Origin of the sequence: Pseudomonas sp. 06C 126 (assembly GCF_001855215.1) — a bacterium.
Lineage (GTDB): Bacteria > Pseudomonadota > Gammaproteobacteria > Pseudomonadales > Pseudomonadaceae > Aquipseudomonas > Aquipseudomonas proteolytica.
Map to the genome: position 1 here is coordinate 1 of NZ_MIFU01000086.1, position 13,490 is coordinate 13,490.

16 protein-coding genes are annotated in these 13,490 nt (G+C 61.0%); 7 read left to right on the plus strand and 9 right to left on the minus strand.

The window, feature by feature from the left end; translation table 11 throughout:
- Positions 1–271: 271 nt before the first annotated feature.
- The 4 genes from BHC62_RS14225 to BHC62_RS14240 all read right to left on the minus strand — a co-directional run bounded on the left by BHC62_RS14225 (position 272) and on the right by BHC62_RS14240 (position 3,555).
- Entirely contained in the window at positions 272–463 is a 192-nt protein-coding gene (locus BHC62_RS14225) for a PLDc N-terminal domain-containing protein (RefSeq protein WP_003192770.1), read from the minus strand.
- A gap of 67 nt (positions 464–530) precedes the next feature.
- Positions 531–1,061: a hypothetical protein gene (locus tag BHC62_RS14230; RefSeq protein ID WP_070995347.1), complete on the minus strand. Its 531-nt coding sequence runs from the start codon at positions 1,059–1,061 to the stop codon at positions 531–533.
- Between the two features lie 41 nt (positions 1,062–1,102).
- Positions 1,103–1,618 carry an ankyrin repeat domain-containing protein gene (locus BHC62_RS14235; RefSeq protein WP_070995348.1) on the minus strand — a complete coding sequence of 172 codons (516 nt, stop codon included), beginning with the start codon at positions 1,616–1,618 and terminating at the stop codon, positions 1,103–1,105.
- A 110-nt stretch (positions 1,619–1,728) separates the two neighbouring features.
- On the minus strand, positions 1,729–3,555 hold the full coding sequence (locus BHC62_RS14240; protein WP_029300343.1) for a long-chain-acyl-CoA synthetase: 1,827 nt from the start codon (positions 3,553–3,555) through the stop codon (positions 1,729–1,731).
- Positions 3,556–3,905: 350 nt separating this feature from the next.
- Between BHC62_RS14240 and BHC62_RS14245 the strand changes: the two genes are divergently transcribed.
- On the plus strand, positions 3,906–4,184 hold the full coding sequence (locus BHC62_RS14245) for a DUF3509 domain-containing protein (RefSeq protein ID WP_029300345.1): 279 nt from the start codon (positions 3,906–3,908) through the stop codon (positions 4,182–4,184).
- Positions 4,185–4,236: 52 nt separating this feature from the next.
- Here the strand turns inward: BHC62_RS14245 and BHC62_RS14250 are convergent, their stop codons facing one another.
- The 4 genes from BHC62_RS14250 to aroC form a co-directional block, all read right to left on the minus strand.
- Complete coding sequence (locus BHC62_RS14250) at positions 4,237–4,539, minus strand: response regulator transcription factor (protein WP_032867617.1); 303 nt, start codon at positions 4,537–4,539, stop codon at positions 4,237–4,239.
- A gap of 213 nt (positions 4,540–4,752) precedes the next feature.
- Positions 4,753–5,298, minus strand: a complete 546-nt coding sequence (locus BHC62_RS14255; RefSeq protein WP_029300349.1) for an acireductone dioxygenase — start codon at positions 5,296–5,298, stop codon at positions 4,753–4,755.
- Between the two features lie 46 nt (positions 5,299–5,344).
- A complete protein-coding gene (locus BHC62_RS14260) occupies positions 5,345–6,493 on the minus strand; it encodes an MFS transporter (RefSeq protein WP_070995349.1) in 1,149 nt (382 codons plus the stop codon).
- A 10-nt stretch (positions 6,494–6,503) separates the two neighbouring features.
- The gene (gene aroC / locus BHC62_RS14265; RefSeq protein ID WP_070995350.1) at positions 6,504–7,595 is read right to left on the minus strand and encodes a chorismate synthase; all 1,092 of its coding nucleotides are present in this window, start codon (positions 7,593–7,595) and stop codon (positions 6,504–6,506) included.
- Positions 7,596–7,737: 142 nt separating this feature from the next.
- On the opposite strand from aroC, the gene BHC62_RS14270 reads away from it, so the two are divergent.
- On the plus strand, positions 7,738–8,700 hold the full coding sequence (locus BHC62_RS14270) for an alpha/beta hydrolase (RefSeq protein WP_070995351.1): 963 nt from the start codon (positions 7,738–7,740) through the stop codon (positions 8,698–8,700).
- A 100-nt stretch (positions 8,701–8,800) separates the two neighbouring features.
- Entirely contained in the window at positions 8,801–9,604 is an 804-nt protein-coding gene (locus tag BHC62_RS14275) for a hypothetical protein (RefSeq protein ID WP_029300357.1), read from the plus strand.
- 128 nt (positions 9,605–9,732) lie between these two features.
- On the opposite strand, the gene prmB is transcribed toward BHC62_RS14275, so the two are convergent.
- Positions 9,733–10,641 carry a 50S ribosomal protein L3 N(5)-glutamine methyltransferase gene (prmB, locus tag BHC62_RS14280; protein ID WP_029300359.1) on the minus strand — a complete coding sequence of 303 codons (909 nt, stop codon included), beginning with the start codon at positions 10,639–10,641 and terminating at the stop codon, positions 9,733–9,735.
- 238 nt (positions 10,642–10,879) lie between these two features.
- Here prmB and BHC62_RS14285 point away from each other — a divergent pair, with 238 nt between their 5' ends.
- The 4 genes from BHC62_RS14285 to folE all read left to right on the plus strand — a co-directional run bounded on the left by BHC62_RS14285 (position 10,880) and on the right by folE (position 13,438).
- Entirely contained in the window at positions 10,880–11,470 is a 591-nt protein-coding gene (locus tag BHC62_RS14285) for a cysteine hydrolase family protein (RefSeq protein WP_029300361.1), read from the plus strand.
- 147 nt (positions 11,471–11,617) lie between these two features.
- Positions 11,618–11,938, plus strand: coding sequence for a hypothetical protein (locus tag BHC62_RS14290; protein WP_029300363.1), 321 nt, complete (start codon positions 11,618–11,620; stop codon positions 11,936–11,938).
- Positions 11,939–12,014: 76 nt separating this feature from the next.
- Entirely contained in the window at positions 12,015–12,572 is a 558-nt protein-coding gene (locus BHC62_RS14295) for a Smr/MutS family protein (protein WP_029300365.1), read from the plus strand.
- A 320-nt stretch (positions 12,573–12,892) separates the two neighbouring features.
- Positions 12,893–13,438: a GTP cyclohydrolase I FolE gene (gene folE, locus BHC62_RS14300; protein ID WP_029300367.1), complete on the plus strand. Its 546-nt coding sequence runs from the start codon at positions 12,893–12,895 to the stop codon at positions 13,436–13,438.
- Positions 13,439–13,490: the final 52 nt, after the last annotated feature.

Here is a 13,490-nt window from a genome sequence, read left to right on the forward strand (position 1 = left end):
AGCCGCGCTGGGCCATGGATGGCCCATCGCGGCGGCCCCCCAAATCAATGTCGGATGACGGGCACACCGAGCCTAGGCGAGGTGCCGAGTGGTGGGGCATGAGCGCTTTGGTTACTTTCGCGCTCTTCGAAAGTGACCCGCCGTAAGGGCGGAACCCTAAGTGGCCGTGACCGCAACAACGGATATGTACACATACCAAGAAGATACTTGTGTAGATACTCACAGCTATCGCCGGCAAGGCCGCACATTACTTGCTTGTGCTCACTGAGGATCAGATCCGCACATTGCCCCGTGGTCCGGCGATGGCCCAGATAATCAGGCCCAATACCGGCAACAGCAGGATCAACAGGATCCACAACACTTTGGCGCCGGTGCTGGCGCCGCTTTTGAACACGTTGATGATCGCCCAGATATCCAAAGCCAGGATGATCAAGCCAATCAGGCTGTTAAATGTGGAACCCATGGTGTCGCTCCTAAGTGAGGGCTTGCCTGCTTAGGATAGCCAGCCCTGGCGAGGGTTCCGTTTTATTTCATACGTGCAAGGCGATACGCAGGGCTTCCAGGGACGGCTCACCCTTGATCCCGACTGCAGCACACAACTCCAGCACCCGTGGTACATCGTTGCCGTACACCAACACCGCCTGGATCTCGTCATCGAGCAACTGGCTGAAGTTCATCAGGGTGTAGCCGCCGTTTTCCGGGTTCATGGCAGCAAGTTGGATCTGGATGCGATTGAGCGCCGTGAGCGCCTCGGTCTTGGCCAATTGCTTGGGCTTGAGGTTGAACGCCACGTCGGGACCAAACGAGGCGACGATCTGGGCGAACAGGTCCTGGTAGGTATCGGCCTGGAACAGCACCGTTTCCGGCAGGCTACCGACCACAATCCACTCACCCAGGGGGATGGGGAAGCTGTCGTCGTAGTTGATATCGGGGTTGGCCGCCAGGAACCCGTCGGCATCCGCGTAGGCTTGGGCAGCCTCGTCGGCGATCTGCGCGATCTCGGCCTCGCCCAGGCAACCGGAACTGATTTTAGTGATGAGTTCGACGAGCGCGGTGTTCATGAGCGGATCCTGTGGCGAGGCTGATTTTGAGGGCGCAAAGCCTACACCAGTTTTTGCAACTGCGCCGTCGTATCCACTGCCCCCATGGTCTGGGCCGCCACCAGCGCAGTCACGCCCTGGGCATCGGTGGCCTTCGGGTTGGCCCCGACGCTGAGGAGGTAATCGACTATCTCGGTGCGGTTGAACATCGCGGCCATCATCAGCGCCGTGCGGCCATCGGCAGATGCGCCTTCAACCGGCGCGCCACCTTCGATCAACGCCTTGACCACCGCGAGGTTGCCTTTGAACGCAGCACCGGCAATGGGCAACTGATTTTTGTCATTGGCCATCTGCGGGTCGGCCTTGAACTCCAGCAGCACCTTCACCGCCTCGGCATGCCCGTGATAGGCGGACAACATCAACAAGGTATCGCCATTGTGATTGCGCAGATTGACCGGCAAGCCCTTGGCCAGCAGCGCGGCCAGCATGGCGGCATCGCCCCGGCGGGCCACGTCGAAGACCTGCTCGGCAAATTCGGCGGCTTCATCTTCGGTCATTTGTTTGGCTTGATCTGACATCTGCGGCTCCCTGTGGGGTGTGGCGTAAGGCCGTCAGTTTCCCGAGCAGCGCCACGCCTGTCACCCCTTTTTTGCCGAAAGCCGCAATAGTCAGGCTCTATCACCCACCGTCAGTAGCGATATTTTCCGCCCTGAATATCCACCAGCACCTGCTCGGTCACAGGCACATAGGCATCCGTGCCTGGCAGCCAGGCATAGAGCGGATCATCACCGACCCTGGCCGGGTCGAACGCCTCTTCCTTGAGGCGCACCTTCTGGTACTTGAAGGTGCCTGTGGTTTCCATCTTGACCTTGATCCGCAGGAACAGCGGCACCGCATAGGCCGGCATCTGGCTCAGGGCGAACTGCAACAGCGCCCGCATATCCAGGGTTGCCAGGGACTCGGACGGGGTAATCGCGGCCATCCCGGCGCGGCCGTTGGTATTGGCGATTTCCACACCGTAGGCCACCGCCTCGGTGATCTGCGGGTACTGCATAAAGATGTTTTCCACCTCGGTGGTGGAAACGTTCTCGCCCTTCCAGCGATAGGTGTCGCCCAGGCGGTCGACGAACTGCGCATGGCCAAAGCCGATGCTGCGCAGCAGATCGCCGGTGTTGAAATAGCGATCGCCCTTTTCGAAGACATCGCTCAAGACCACCTTGCGGTTCTTTTCCGGGTCGGTGTAGCCATCGAACGGCGCCTTGTCGTCGATCCTGGCCAGCAGCAGGCCCTGCCCGCCCTTCTGCACTTCACGCATGAAGCCATTGCTGCCACGGATCGGTTCGCAGGTGTCATGGGCGTAGTCCACCAGCGCCCAGTGCATCAGGGAAAAGCCGATGGTGTTGTCGAAATTCAGCACGTTGGTGAAACCGATATTGCCGTCGCTGGCCGCATACAGCTCGCAGATATGCTCGACGCCAAAGCGCTCCTTGAACGGCCCCCACACCCCGGGGCGCAAGCCGTTGCCGATCATCTTCACCACGCGGTTGTCGCGGTCGCGCGGGCTTGGCGGCTGGTCGATCAGGTAGCGGCACAACTCACCGACATATCCCAGGGTGGTTGCGTTGAATTTGCGCACATCGTCCCAGAACTGGCTGGCGCTGAACTTGCGGCGGATGGCAAACCCCGACGCGCCGGCAATCGCCGAACCCCAGCACACGCAGAGCCCGGTGGCGTGGTACAGCGGCAGGGTGCAATACACGACGTCCTCCGGCCCCATGTCCAGGGCGATGGTGCCGAAGCTCGCCGAGGATTTCATCCAACGGCCATGCTTGAAGATGCCAGCCTTGGGCAAACCGGTGGTGCCGGAGGTGTAGATATAGAAGCATGGGTCGTTGAAGTAGATCTGCTGGCTGCTTGCGGGGTTATCCGGCGAGCAGTCCGCACTGGCAGCCATCAGGTCGACATAGCCCGCGGGCACCGGCGCCGCCGGTTGTTCGGCAACGTACCAGGTGCGCTGAGGATCAATCGCCACCTGCCCGCGCACGGCGTCGTAGGCTTCGACCAGCTCCGCGCCGACCACAATCGCCACCGGATCTACCAGGGTCAGGCTGTGGACCAGCACTGCCTGGGTTTGCGCGGTGTTGAGCATGGCGCAGATGCCGCCGACCTTGGCCACCGCCAGCACGGTCAGCAGCAGTTCGGGACGGTTTTCAATAAACAGCGCGACCACATCCCCCTTGCCAATGCCCTGGGCTTGCAGGTGATGGGCGATGCGGTTGGCATGCTGGTTGGCCTGGCGGTAACTGAGCACCTGGTCGCCGTACAGCAGCGCCGCGCCCTCGGGGTTGCGTTGGGTGGCCTGTTCGAAGGTCCAGCCCAACCCGCAGGGTTGATCGGGGTCAGTGATGTTGGCGACGCGGATACCCCGTACCAGGCGTGGCAGGGCCCGGACAATGGTCGGCACCTTGCGCAACATCATGCCGAGGGTAATCATCTCGCTGTTCGGATTGCTCATGTACAGAAGTCCTTTTTCTTATTATTCGTAGGGTCTGCAGGCCGTCATGGGACGTAGGACCGTTCCTGAATGCCTTTCAGGAAAATACGTCAGCCATTCCTTGGCTGTACACGCAGGATTTGCAATGTTTTGTATCCCACAGCGCGGTGCCGCCCAGCACCGTTCGTCACCGGCCAATAGCGCAAAATGCAGGATGCACGATGGCCATTCATGCATATTGCACGAAACCGAAAAATTCAAATTTTTATAAGATACTGATTTGTAAGGATTTTTTATAAAAAGCAATACTGGCACAATCACTGCACCTATCACTCCATGCCGCACAACACGAGCCAATGGAGCCGATAGACATGAGCCTGATCCAAGACAAATTCGCTTCTGTATTCTCCAACTACGACGTCACCACCCAAGCGCGTCCTGACGGTGGCATCCTGCTGACCCTGCGCAACACCGAGGGCAAGCAGATCAAACGCTCGATTTCGTACCAGCAGCTGCACACTGCCGACCAACTGACGTGGGTCATCAGCGCCATCCGTCGTGACCTGGCAGAACAGGCCAGCGAGCTGCCGCAGATTTCGATGCTGCAAAGCCAGCACCGCTTTGCCCTGCCGACCTACCACTCGGCCTGAGTACCGGTTTGTTTTCCAGGGCCGTGAAGCCGTCAGGCTTCACGGCCTTTTTTTATCTGCACAAACCGCGCTTGATCGCCTCGCTCACCGCCTGGACCCGGTTGTTGACGCGCAGCTTGCAGTAGATATTGCGCAGGTGAAATTTTACCGTGGCTTGTGAGACGCAACGGATCCGACTGATTTCCCATACGGTCTTGCCCTCCGTGGCCCAATGCAATATTTCCAGTTCCTTCGCAGTCAGCGGCTTGTTCGGCAACGCCAGTTGTGCGCCATCTGCCCTGTGGTCGGACGCCTGTTCACAGGCCTCGTTTGCCGCAGGCGCCACGGATGGGATCGACTCATCTGGGCTGCTCATGCATACCTCTCCGTCTCTTATTGAATTGCACTGCCAATATTCGGACTCCTCCTATTGACAGATAAATACACAGCGACGGGAGAGTTACATAAAGCCTGGAATTAACACATCGACCCACAGACAAATAGCTATAACTTACAAACTATAGAGCCCATTCCCACAAACTTATCCAACTTCGGCGTATTGAATAAGTTTGTGAAAAGCGAACTTGGATCAATCATCCAATCCGGGGAACGCTTGGGCGATATCACTGCCGGTTACTTGCGCCACGGCCCCGGCGGCCGTCTGGAACAGGCTGATGGCAACCACACGCGGTTCTTCCCCCAAGTCAAACCAGCGCGGTATGCCGGCCGGGATGCGCAGCAGGTCGTGTTTTTCGCAGAGTACCGTGAAGATGTAATCGCCGATGTGTAGGCCGAGCAGCCCTCGCCCGGCGGCGAACAGGCGGATTTCATCGGCATCGTGGCGATATTCATCGCGCAAACCCGCAGCAACGGCGTCCTTTTGCGGATGCTCGCGGCTCACACTCAATACCTCTACGTGCGCGTAGCCCTGGGCGGTCATCCAGCTGTCGATGGGCCCCTGGTACGCCGCCGTCACCTCGGCCGCGCTGGCACCGGCCTCGACGCGGGTGTTCGCCTGCCAGCGCTCGAAGCCCACGCCGTGCTCGGCCAGGGTCGAGGCAATGTCGTCAGCGTGGGTCAGGACCTTGTTCGGGGTGTCCGGGGTGGCAACGTGATAAACGAAGAGAATGCTCATAAAAGGGGTCCTCGGGCGGTAAGAGTCTGCAGATGATGGGCCGGGCTCACGGCCGTTCCTCGGGCAAGCGCAGCAGCATGAGCAACGCGGCGGCCAGGGCCGCGAGGCTGGCGATACTGAAGGTCAGGGTCGGCCCCAGTTGGTTCCAGCTATAACCGGAATACAAGGCGCCCAGCGCGCCGCCGGTGCCGGCCAGCGCCGCATACAGGGCCTGGCCCTGGCCTTGCTGGCGTGCACCGAAGCTGCGCTGCACAAACTGGATGGCCGCCGCATGAAAGCTGCCAAAGGTCGCGGCATGCAGCAATTGGGCAAATAGCAGCACCCACAGGAACTCGGCGAACGAACCCAGCAACAACCAGCGCAACGCCGCCAGCAGGAAACTCGCCGCCAGCACCCGGCGCACCGAGAAGCGCGTGAGAATCCGGCTCATGGCCATGAACATCAACACTTCTGCCACCACGCCCAAGGCCCACAACAAACCGATCACACCACGGCTGTAACCGAGGCTTTCCAGGTGCAGAGTAAGAAAGGTGTAGTACGGGCCGTGGCTCATTTGCATCAAGGCCACGCAGGCATAGAACGCCAGCACACCAGGGCTGCGCAATTGCCGCAGGAAGCCGTCGCCGGCCCCGCGCTCCCCGGTGGACGTCGGCTGGGCATTGGGCACCCACCAACTGGCACCGATGATGCCGGCCATGATCAACACGATTGCCACCGGGTAGATGTCCAGGCTCAGGGCTTCAAACAGCCGCCCCAGGGCAACGACGGCGAGGATAAAACCCACCGAGCCCCAGAGGCGGACCTGGCTGTAGCGTGAGGTCTGGCCGCGTAGATGCGCCAGGGTGATGACCTCGAACTGCGGCAGCACCGCATGCCAGAAGAACGCATGCAGGGCCATCACCAGCGCCAGCCAGGCGTAGCTCTGGCTGACGAAGATCAGCGAAAAACTCAGCAACGTGCACACCGCGCCAAACCGCACGATGGCCAGGCGCCGACCGGTGTAGTCCCCCAGCCAGCCCCAGATATTGGGTGCCACGCAGCGCATCAGCATCGGGATCGCTACCAGCTCGCCAATGCGCGCGCTGGAGAACCCCAGATGATGGAAATACAGCGCCAGGAATGGCGCCGTCGCCCCCAGCAGGGCGAAATAGAACAGATAGAAGCTGGAAAGTCGCCAGTACGGGAGTGCTGTCACGGTCAGACCGTCACAGCTGGCCCAGCACCGGGGTACTTACACACACATCGGCATTCTGCCCACGGTGGCGCAGCAGGTGGTCCATCAGCACAATGGCCATCATTGCCTCGGCAATCGGCGTGGCGCGGATGCCCACGCAAGGGTCATGGCGGCCCTTGGTGATCACGTCCACCGGGTTGCCATGCACATCGATGGAACGCCCCGGCGTGGTAATGCTCGATGTCGGCTTGAGTGCCAGGTGCGCCACGATCGGCTGGCCGGAGGAGATGCCCCCAAGAATGCCGCCAGCGTTGTTGCTGACAAAGCCTTGCGGGGTCAGCTCATCGCGATGCTCGGTGCCACGCTGGGCAACGCAGGCGAAACCGGCGCCGATTTCCACACCCTTGACCGCGTTGATGCTCATCAGCGCATGGGCCAGTTCAGCGTCCAGGCGGTCGAAGATCGGCTCGCCCAGGCCCGGCATCACCCCTTCGGCGACCACGGTGATCTTGGCGCCTACCGAATCCTGGTCACGGCGCAACTGGTCCATATAGGCTTCCAGTTCCGGCACCTTGTCCGGGTCGGGGCTGAAGAAGGCGTTGTCTTGCACGCTGTCCCAGGTCTTGAACGGGATTTCGATCGGGCCCAACTGGCTCATGTAGCCACGAACCACAATGCCCTGGGTCGCCAGGTACTTCTTGGCGATGGCCCCGGCAGCTACGCGCATCGCGGTTTCCCGCGCCGAACTGCGGCCACCGCCACGGTAGTCGCGCTCGCCGTATTTGTGGTGATAGGTGTAGTCGGCGTGGGCCGGGCGGAACAGATCCTTGATCGCCGAATAGTCCTTGGACTTCTGGTCGGTGTTGCGGATCAACAGGCCGATGGCGCACCCGGTGGTGCGGCCTTCGAACACGCCGGAGAGGATTTCGACTTCGTCGGGCTCCTGGCGCTGGGTGGTGTGGCGGCTGGTGCCGGGCTTGCGGCGGTCGAGGTCGCGCTGCAGGTCGTCCAGGGACAGCTCAAGGCCGGGCGGGCAGCCGTCGACAATGGCGACCAACGCCGGACCATGGCTTTCGCCTGCGGTGGTGACAGTGAACAGCTTGCCGTAGGTATTGCCGGACATGCAGAGCGCTCCGTGAAATCAGTTGAATCAACTCAACCGTGATAACTAAGCGCGCCAGTATACGCAGGCTCACCCAGTAGTTCATCCTCGAAACCTTCCCGGTAGACGTTGGTCCAACCGGCACCTTCCTCATGATGGCGCGATGATGCTGCGAGTTTTACTGTTTACCCTCACCCTGATCTGTACCGCCGCCCACGCCGCCGCCCCTGTGGTGCTGCAACGCCCCATCAGCCTGGACACCGGCAGTGGCGAGTTGTTTGGCTTGTTGCTGCTGCCGCAATCCGCCAAGCCCGTGCCCGTGGTGCTGATCATTGCGGGCTCCGGCCCCACCGATCGCAACGGCAACAGCGCCGAAGGGGCACGCAACGACAGCCTCAAACGCCTGGCCTGGGTCCTGGCCCGCCACAACATTGCCAGCGTGCGCTACGACAAGCGCGGCGTGGCCGCCAGCCTCAAGGCCACGCCCGATGAGCGCAACCTGACGCTGGATGCCTATGTGGCCGACGCGGTGGCCTGGGGCAAATCCCTCAAGGCCGATTCGCGTTTCGGGCCCCTGATAGTGCTGGGCCACAGTGAAGGCGCCTTGGTCGCAGCCCTGGCCGCCCCTGAGCTCGACCCCGCCGGGGTGGTTTCCCTGTCCGGCAGTGCCCGCCCGGTGGACCAGGTGATCCGCCAGCAACTGGCCGATCACCTGCCACCGGCCCTGCTGCTGCGCAGTAACCAGATCCTCGACCGACTCAAGGCCGGCCAGGTCGATGCCGATGTGCCCGACCCACTGCAGGGTATTTTCCGCCCCAGCGTGCAGCCTTATCTGATCAGTCTGTTTCGCGCAGATCCTGCGGCGGCATTCGCTCGCCTGAACATGCCGGCCCTGATTGTCCAGGGCACCACCGACCTGCAAGTGGGAGTGGCCGATGCCGAAAAGCTCAAGCAGGCCAAACCCGACGCCGAGCTGGCGGTGATTCCCGGCATGAACCACGTCATGCGCATCGTACCCAACGATGTGAAACAACAGTTGAGCTCCTACAACAACCCACAATTGCCCCTCGCCGACGCGTTGGGCAGGCGCCTGGTGAGCTTTATCGACGGACTTCGCCCCCGATAACCCACTATTTACCCTCCAGTCCTGGAGAAAACGGCCGATAAGCACAGGGTCGACAGCAAAAAGACTGCCGACTCGCTGGGCTTGGACAGGATCGCGCCGAATGACGAACACCGAAGCAGTACCGGAATCTCCCGCCGAGAGCACCGCCGAAACCGAAGCGGCGGCTGCGGCGGCTCTGCCGTGGGCGGAGGTTGAGGCCGAACACTTCAAGATGCTGCGCCTGGCGCCCTTGGCCACTGACCGCGCGACCGGCGCCCGGCCATTGCGCTTTGTGCAATTTGGCTACGCCGAACGCAACAACAAGGACCACAGCCTGCTGCGCATGGTCATCCAATTGCCCGCCCAACGGGTGCGGCGCGAACAGAATCACCTGGATGTGTGGGTCGACCACGCCACCCACCGCGTGCATTTTGGCCCGGGCAACAGCCTGGAAATCGAGCCGGCCAACCGTGGCCTCGGTCGTTTCCTGGTGGCCCAGGGCGCCGCGTGGGCGAAGAAGAAGTGGTCGCACTATCGCGTCGACGGTGTGGACCTGGCAAACAAAGACGCGCTGAACGAAGCCACCCGCCTGCGCCGCGATCACTTTTTGCGGATCCAGGGTTTTGATGTGGCCTATGCCGATGTGCAGCACCTCAAAGGGCACGTGCAGCCGGGCAAGGTCAGCGAAGTGCTGGACAGCTGGAACACCGAGAAGGTGCAGTTCGTGGAAATCCTGGAGGCGGCGCAGATGCTGCAACAGGCCGAGCAGAACCTGGCGGAACAGGAAGTGAAACTGCGCCACGAAGAAGAAAAGGTCATCAAGTTCAAGCGCGAAGACAGCGGCTTGCGCTTCACCATCACCTGCCTGGTGGCGTTTACCGTGTTCCAGGCGGGGCTGTTGATCTGGATTGCGACGCACCGCTGACAACACGCTTTAACTGATCAAATCAAATCAAATGTGGGAGCTGGCTTGCCTGCGATGGCATCAACTCGGTGTATCAGCTACACCGAGTTGATGCCATCGCAGGCAAGCCAGCTCCTACATGGTCCGGGCTAGACCCTGGCGGCAAACACCGCCTGATGCGCCCGGCACTGCTCCGCCGTGAGCATGAACACGCCATGACCACCGTTCTGGAATTCCAGCCAGGCAAAATCCACTTCCGGGTACAGCGCCTCAACGTGCACCTGGCTGTTGCCCACCTCGACAATCAACAAGCCCTTCTCGGTCAGATGATCGGCCGCTTCGGCCAACATCCGGCGCACCAGGTTCAAGCCGTCGTCACCGCAGGCCAGGCCCAGTTCGGGTTCGTGCTGGTATTCATCGGGCATGTCGGCAAAGTCTTCGGCATCGACATACGGCGGGTTGGACACAATCAGGTCAAAGCGCTGGCCGGGCAAACCGTCGAAACCATCACCCTGCACGGTGTACACGCGCTCGTCGGCACCATGGCGCTCGATGTTCTGGTTAGCCACTTCCAGCGCTTCGAAGGACAAGTCCCCCAGCACCACCTCGGCCTCTTGGAACTCGTAGGCGCAGGCAATACCGATGCAACCGGAGCCGGTGCACAGGTCGAGGATGCGCGCCGGCGGCTGGGCCAGCCAGGGCTCGAAGCGGTTTTCGATCAGTTCGCCAATCGGTGAGCGCGGAATCAACACGCGCTCGTCGACGATAAACGACATGCCGCAGAACCAGGCTTCTTTCAACAGGTAGGCGGTGGGCACGCGCTCGTGGATACGGCGATGCAGCAGGCGCTGGACGTGGGAAATCTCTTCTTCTTCGAGGTTGCAATCCAGGTAGCTGTCGGCAATTTCCCAAGGCAGGTGCAGCGCACCCAACACCAATTGCCGGGCTTCATCCCAGGCATTGTCGGTACCATGGCCAAAAAACAGGTCTTCCCCATGGAAACGGCTGACAGCCCAACGGATATGGTCGCGCAAGGTGCGCAGGCGGGAAGTGATCACGGGGCAAGCTCCAGGAAAAAACGACTGGCAATTCTAACAGCCTTAAGCTGTACGGACGATGTATGAAAAACCTTTGCAAAACGTCAGATCCAACCTGATTCAAGGTTTTTCTGTTACACAGCAGCCCCTCTTGACAGGGCTGTAGGCCAACAACGGCGCACCTTACGTTAGTAGCGATTCACAGAACCGCTCAGCCAGAGGACAATGTCGCAAAAGCCCCACTCACAGGAGCCCCAGAATGTCCGTTCCAAAGACGATGTTTCAACTCAGCGGTCGCGGTTACGCACCGGCCAATTTGAGCCACGCGACCCTTGTGATCATCGATGCCCAGAAAGAATACTTGAGCGGCCCGCTCGCCCTGTCGGGCATGGACGCCGCAGTAGAAAACATCAAGCAACTGAGCGCTGCCGCACGCAAGGCCGGGCGGCCCATCGTGCATGTGCGTCACCTGGGCACCGTTGGTGGCCTGTTCGACCCTCAGGGCGAGCGCGGCGAGTTTATTCCCGGCCTGGAGCCACAAGACGACGAAACCATCATCGGCAAGCTGCTGCCCAGCGCTTTCCATGGCACGCTCCTGGAAAAAACCCTGCAGGAGCTCGGCTCCCTGGACTTGATCGTCTGCGGTTTCATGAGCCACTCCAGTGTCAGCACCACCGTGCGTGCGGCAAAGAACCTGGGCTTTCGCTGCACCCTGGTCGAAGACGCCTGCGCGACCCGCGACCTGCCTTACAAAGGCGGCATCCTCAGCGCCGAGCATGTACAGCAGACAGAAATGGCCATCATGGCCGACAACTTCGCCACCCTGGCCCTGACCCAAGATCTGATCTGATCTGGTCGCCCTGTCGATGAGCGGCGCGGCCACCGCAAAGGCCCCGCTCATCCGCTAAAGCCTGTCATTTACCGCAATTGCCTCCCAGCCCGGAACAAGTTGTTTAACTTCCGGTCGAAGGGCCGATACCCTGGAGGAAAGGTCGGAATGAAGATATCCGATGGTTTTGACGCTCGTCGCTTGCGCCCCAAGGGCCCGAGCAACTGGCGTCTGCGCCTGGGCGTGGCATTTGCCGCGCTGCTGGCGTTGTGTGGCTTGCTGCTTTCGTTGGCCGGTGCTGCCGGTCTGTTCGGTCATTCGCCCGCGCTGGGCGAACTCAATGCCAGCCCGGGTGGCGCGGCGGTGCTGTTGGTCAGCGGGCTGTTGATCCTGTGGCTGGGCGTCTGGCTGTGGCGCCGTTGCCGGCGCCGTATGCGCCAGCCACTGTCGCTGAACATCGCCTCGCACCTGATGAAAAAGCACGATTGAGGGAACACTGATAGCGTTTTGTCCCGCATCAACCGCCTCGATTTGGGTAAACTGCCCGCCCCGCGCGGAGGCTGACATGCAAGACGACGATTTTTCCCTATTCAAGAACGAGCTGCGCGGCGTCAAGCCGATCAAGCACGATCGCGCCGATACCGGCAAACCCAAGACCGACCGCGCGCAGATCGCCAAGCTGCGCCAGTCGGCCACGGTGCGCACGGATGCCACCACGGTGGACGGCCTATCGGACCAGTTCGTGATTGACGTCGGCCCCGAGGACGAGTTGATGTGGTCCCGCGATGGGGTCCAGGAAAGCCAGGTGCGCAAGCTCAAGGCCGGGCAGATCCCCTTCGAAGGCAGCCTCGACCTGCACGGCATGACGGTGGAAAAGGCCAGGGAAACCCTCTGGGCGTTCCTTGCCGAAGCCACCAAGTTCGAGATCCGCTGCGTACGCGTGACCCACGGCAAGGCCGTGCGCCTGGACGGCAAGCGCCCGATGATCAAGAGTCACGTCAATACCTGGCTGCGCCAACATGCCCAAGTGCTCGGGTTCACCTCCTGCCAACCGCGCCATGGTGGCGCCGGTGCGGTGTATGTGATGCTCAAGCGCACGATGCTTGAAGGGCGTGACGAGTGAATGACCTGGGAAAGGTTCATCTGTGGCGAGGGGGCTCGTCCCCCGCTGTGCTGCGAAGCAGCGCCAATCTATAAGGCCCACTGCGCTTTATCAGATACACCGAGGCGCCAGGTTTTGGGGCCGCTTCGCAGCCCACCGGGGGTGTAGCCCCCTCGCCACGAATGCAAACCCCGCATTCCAGGGAATTACACCTCTCGGCATACCTACGCTACTATGTGCGCCAATCACTGGCGACGCTGCACGACCGCTCGCTGGCGTACCGCTTCACATTGGTACAGGCATACACCGTACCGTTCTGAAACCCATACGGAAACAGTCCTGTGACATTGGAACAAAACTACACCGCAATCCTCGGCCAAATCGGCGAGGACGTTTCCCGCGAGGGCCTGCTCGACACGCCAAAACGTGCCGCCAAGGCCATGCAGTACCTTTGCCGCGGCTATGAGCAGACACTGGAAGAGGTCACCAACGGCGCCCTGTTCAGCTCCGACAACAGCGAAATGGTGCTGGTCAAGGACATCGAGTTGTACTCGCTGTGCGAACACCACCTGCTGCCGTTCATCGGCAAGGCCCATGTCGCCTATATCCCCAGCGGCAAGGTCCTGGGCCTGTCGAAGGTCGCGCGGATCGTCGATATGTATGCCCGCCGCCTGCAGATCCAGGAAAACCTCAGCCGCCAGATCGCCGAAGCGGTCCAGCAGGTGACCGGTGCCCTGGGCGTTGCCGTGGTGATCGAGGCCAAGCACATGTGCATGATGATGCGCGGTGTGGAGAAGCAGAATTCGTCGATGATCACCTCGGTGATGCTGGGTGAGTTCCGCGAAAACGCGGCAACCCGCAGCGAGTTTCTCAGCCTGATCAAGTAACAGGCTGCGTAAGAAAAAACCGGCATTCATCGCCGGTTTTTTTTCGCCTGTG

Excerpts from the sequence above, each read along its gene's own strand:
- BHC62_RS14225 (WP_003192770.1), bottom strand. The coding sequence starts at position 463 with ATGGGTTCCACATTTAACAGCCTGATTGGCTTGATCATCCTGGCTTTG.
- BHC62_RS14230 (WP_070995347.1), bottom strand. The coding sequence starts at position 1,061 with ATGAACACCGCGCTCGTCGAACTCATCACTAAAATCAGTTCCGGTTGC.
- BHC62_RS14235 (WP_070995348.1), bottom strand. The coding sequence starts at position 1,618 with ATGTCAGATCAAGCCAAACAAATGACCGAAGATGAAGCCGCCGAATTT.
- BHC62_RS14240 (WP_029300343.1), bottom strand. The coding sequence starts at position 3,555 with ATGAGCAATCCGAACAGCGAGATGATTACCCTCGGCATGATGTTGCGC.
- BHC62_RS14245 (WP_029300345.1), top strand. The coding sequence starts at position 3,906 with ATGAGCCTGATCCAAGACAAATTCGCTTCTGTATTCTCCAACTACGAC.
- BHC62_RS14250 (WP_032867617.1), bottom strand. The coding sequence starts at position 4,539 with ATGAGCAGCCCAGATGAGTCGATCCCATCCGTGGCGCCTGCGGCAAAC.
- BHC62_RS14255 (WP_029300349.1), bottom strand. The coding sequence starts at position 5,298 with ATGAGCATTCTCTTCGTTTATCACGTTGCCACCCCGGACACCCCGAAC.
- aroC (WP_070995350.1), bottom strand. The coding sequence starts at position 7,595 with ATGTCCGGCAATACCTACGGCAAGCTGTTCACTGTCACCACCGCAGGC.
- BHC62_RS14270 (WP_070995351.1), top strand. The coding sequence starts at position 7,738 with ATGATGCTGCGAGTTTTACTGTTTACCCTCACCCTGATCTGTACCGCC.
- BHC62_RS14275 (WP_029300357.1), top strand. The coding sequence starts at position 8,801 with ATGACGAACACCGAAGCAGTACCGGAATCTCCCGCCGAGAGCACCGCC.
- BHC62_RS14285 (WP_029300361.1), top strand. The coding sequence starts at position 10,880 with ATGTCCGTTCCAAAGACGATGTTTCAACTCAGCGGTCGCGGTTACGCA.
- BHC62_RS14290 (WP_029300363.1), top strand. The coding sequence starts at position 11,618 with ATGAAGATATCCGATGGTTTTGACGCTCGTCGCTTGCGCCCCAAGGGC.
- BHC62_RS14295 (WP_029300365.1), top strand. The coding sequence starts at position 12,015 with ATGCAAGACGACGATTTTTCCCTATTCAAGAACGAGCTGCGCGGCGTC.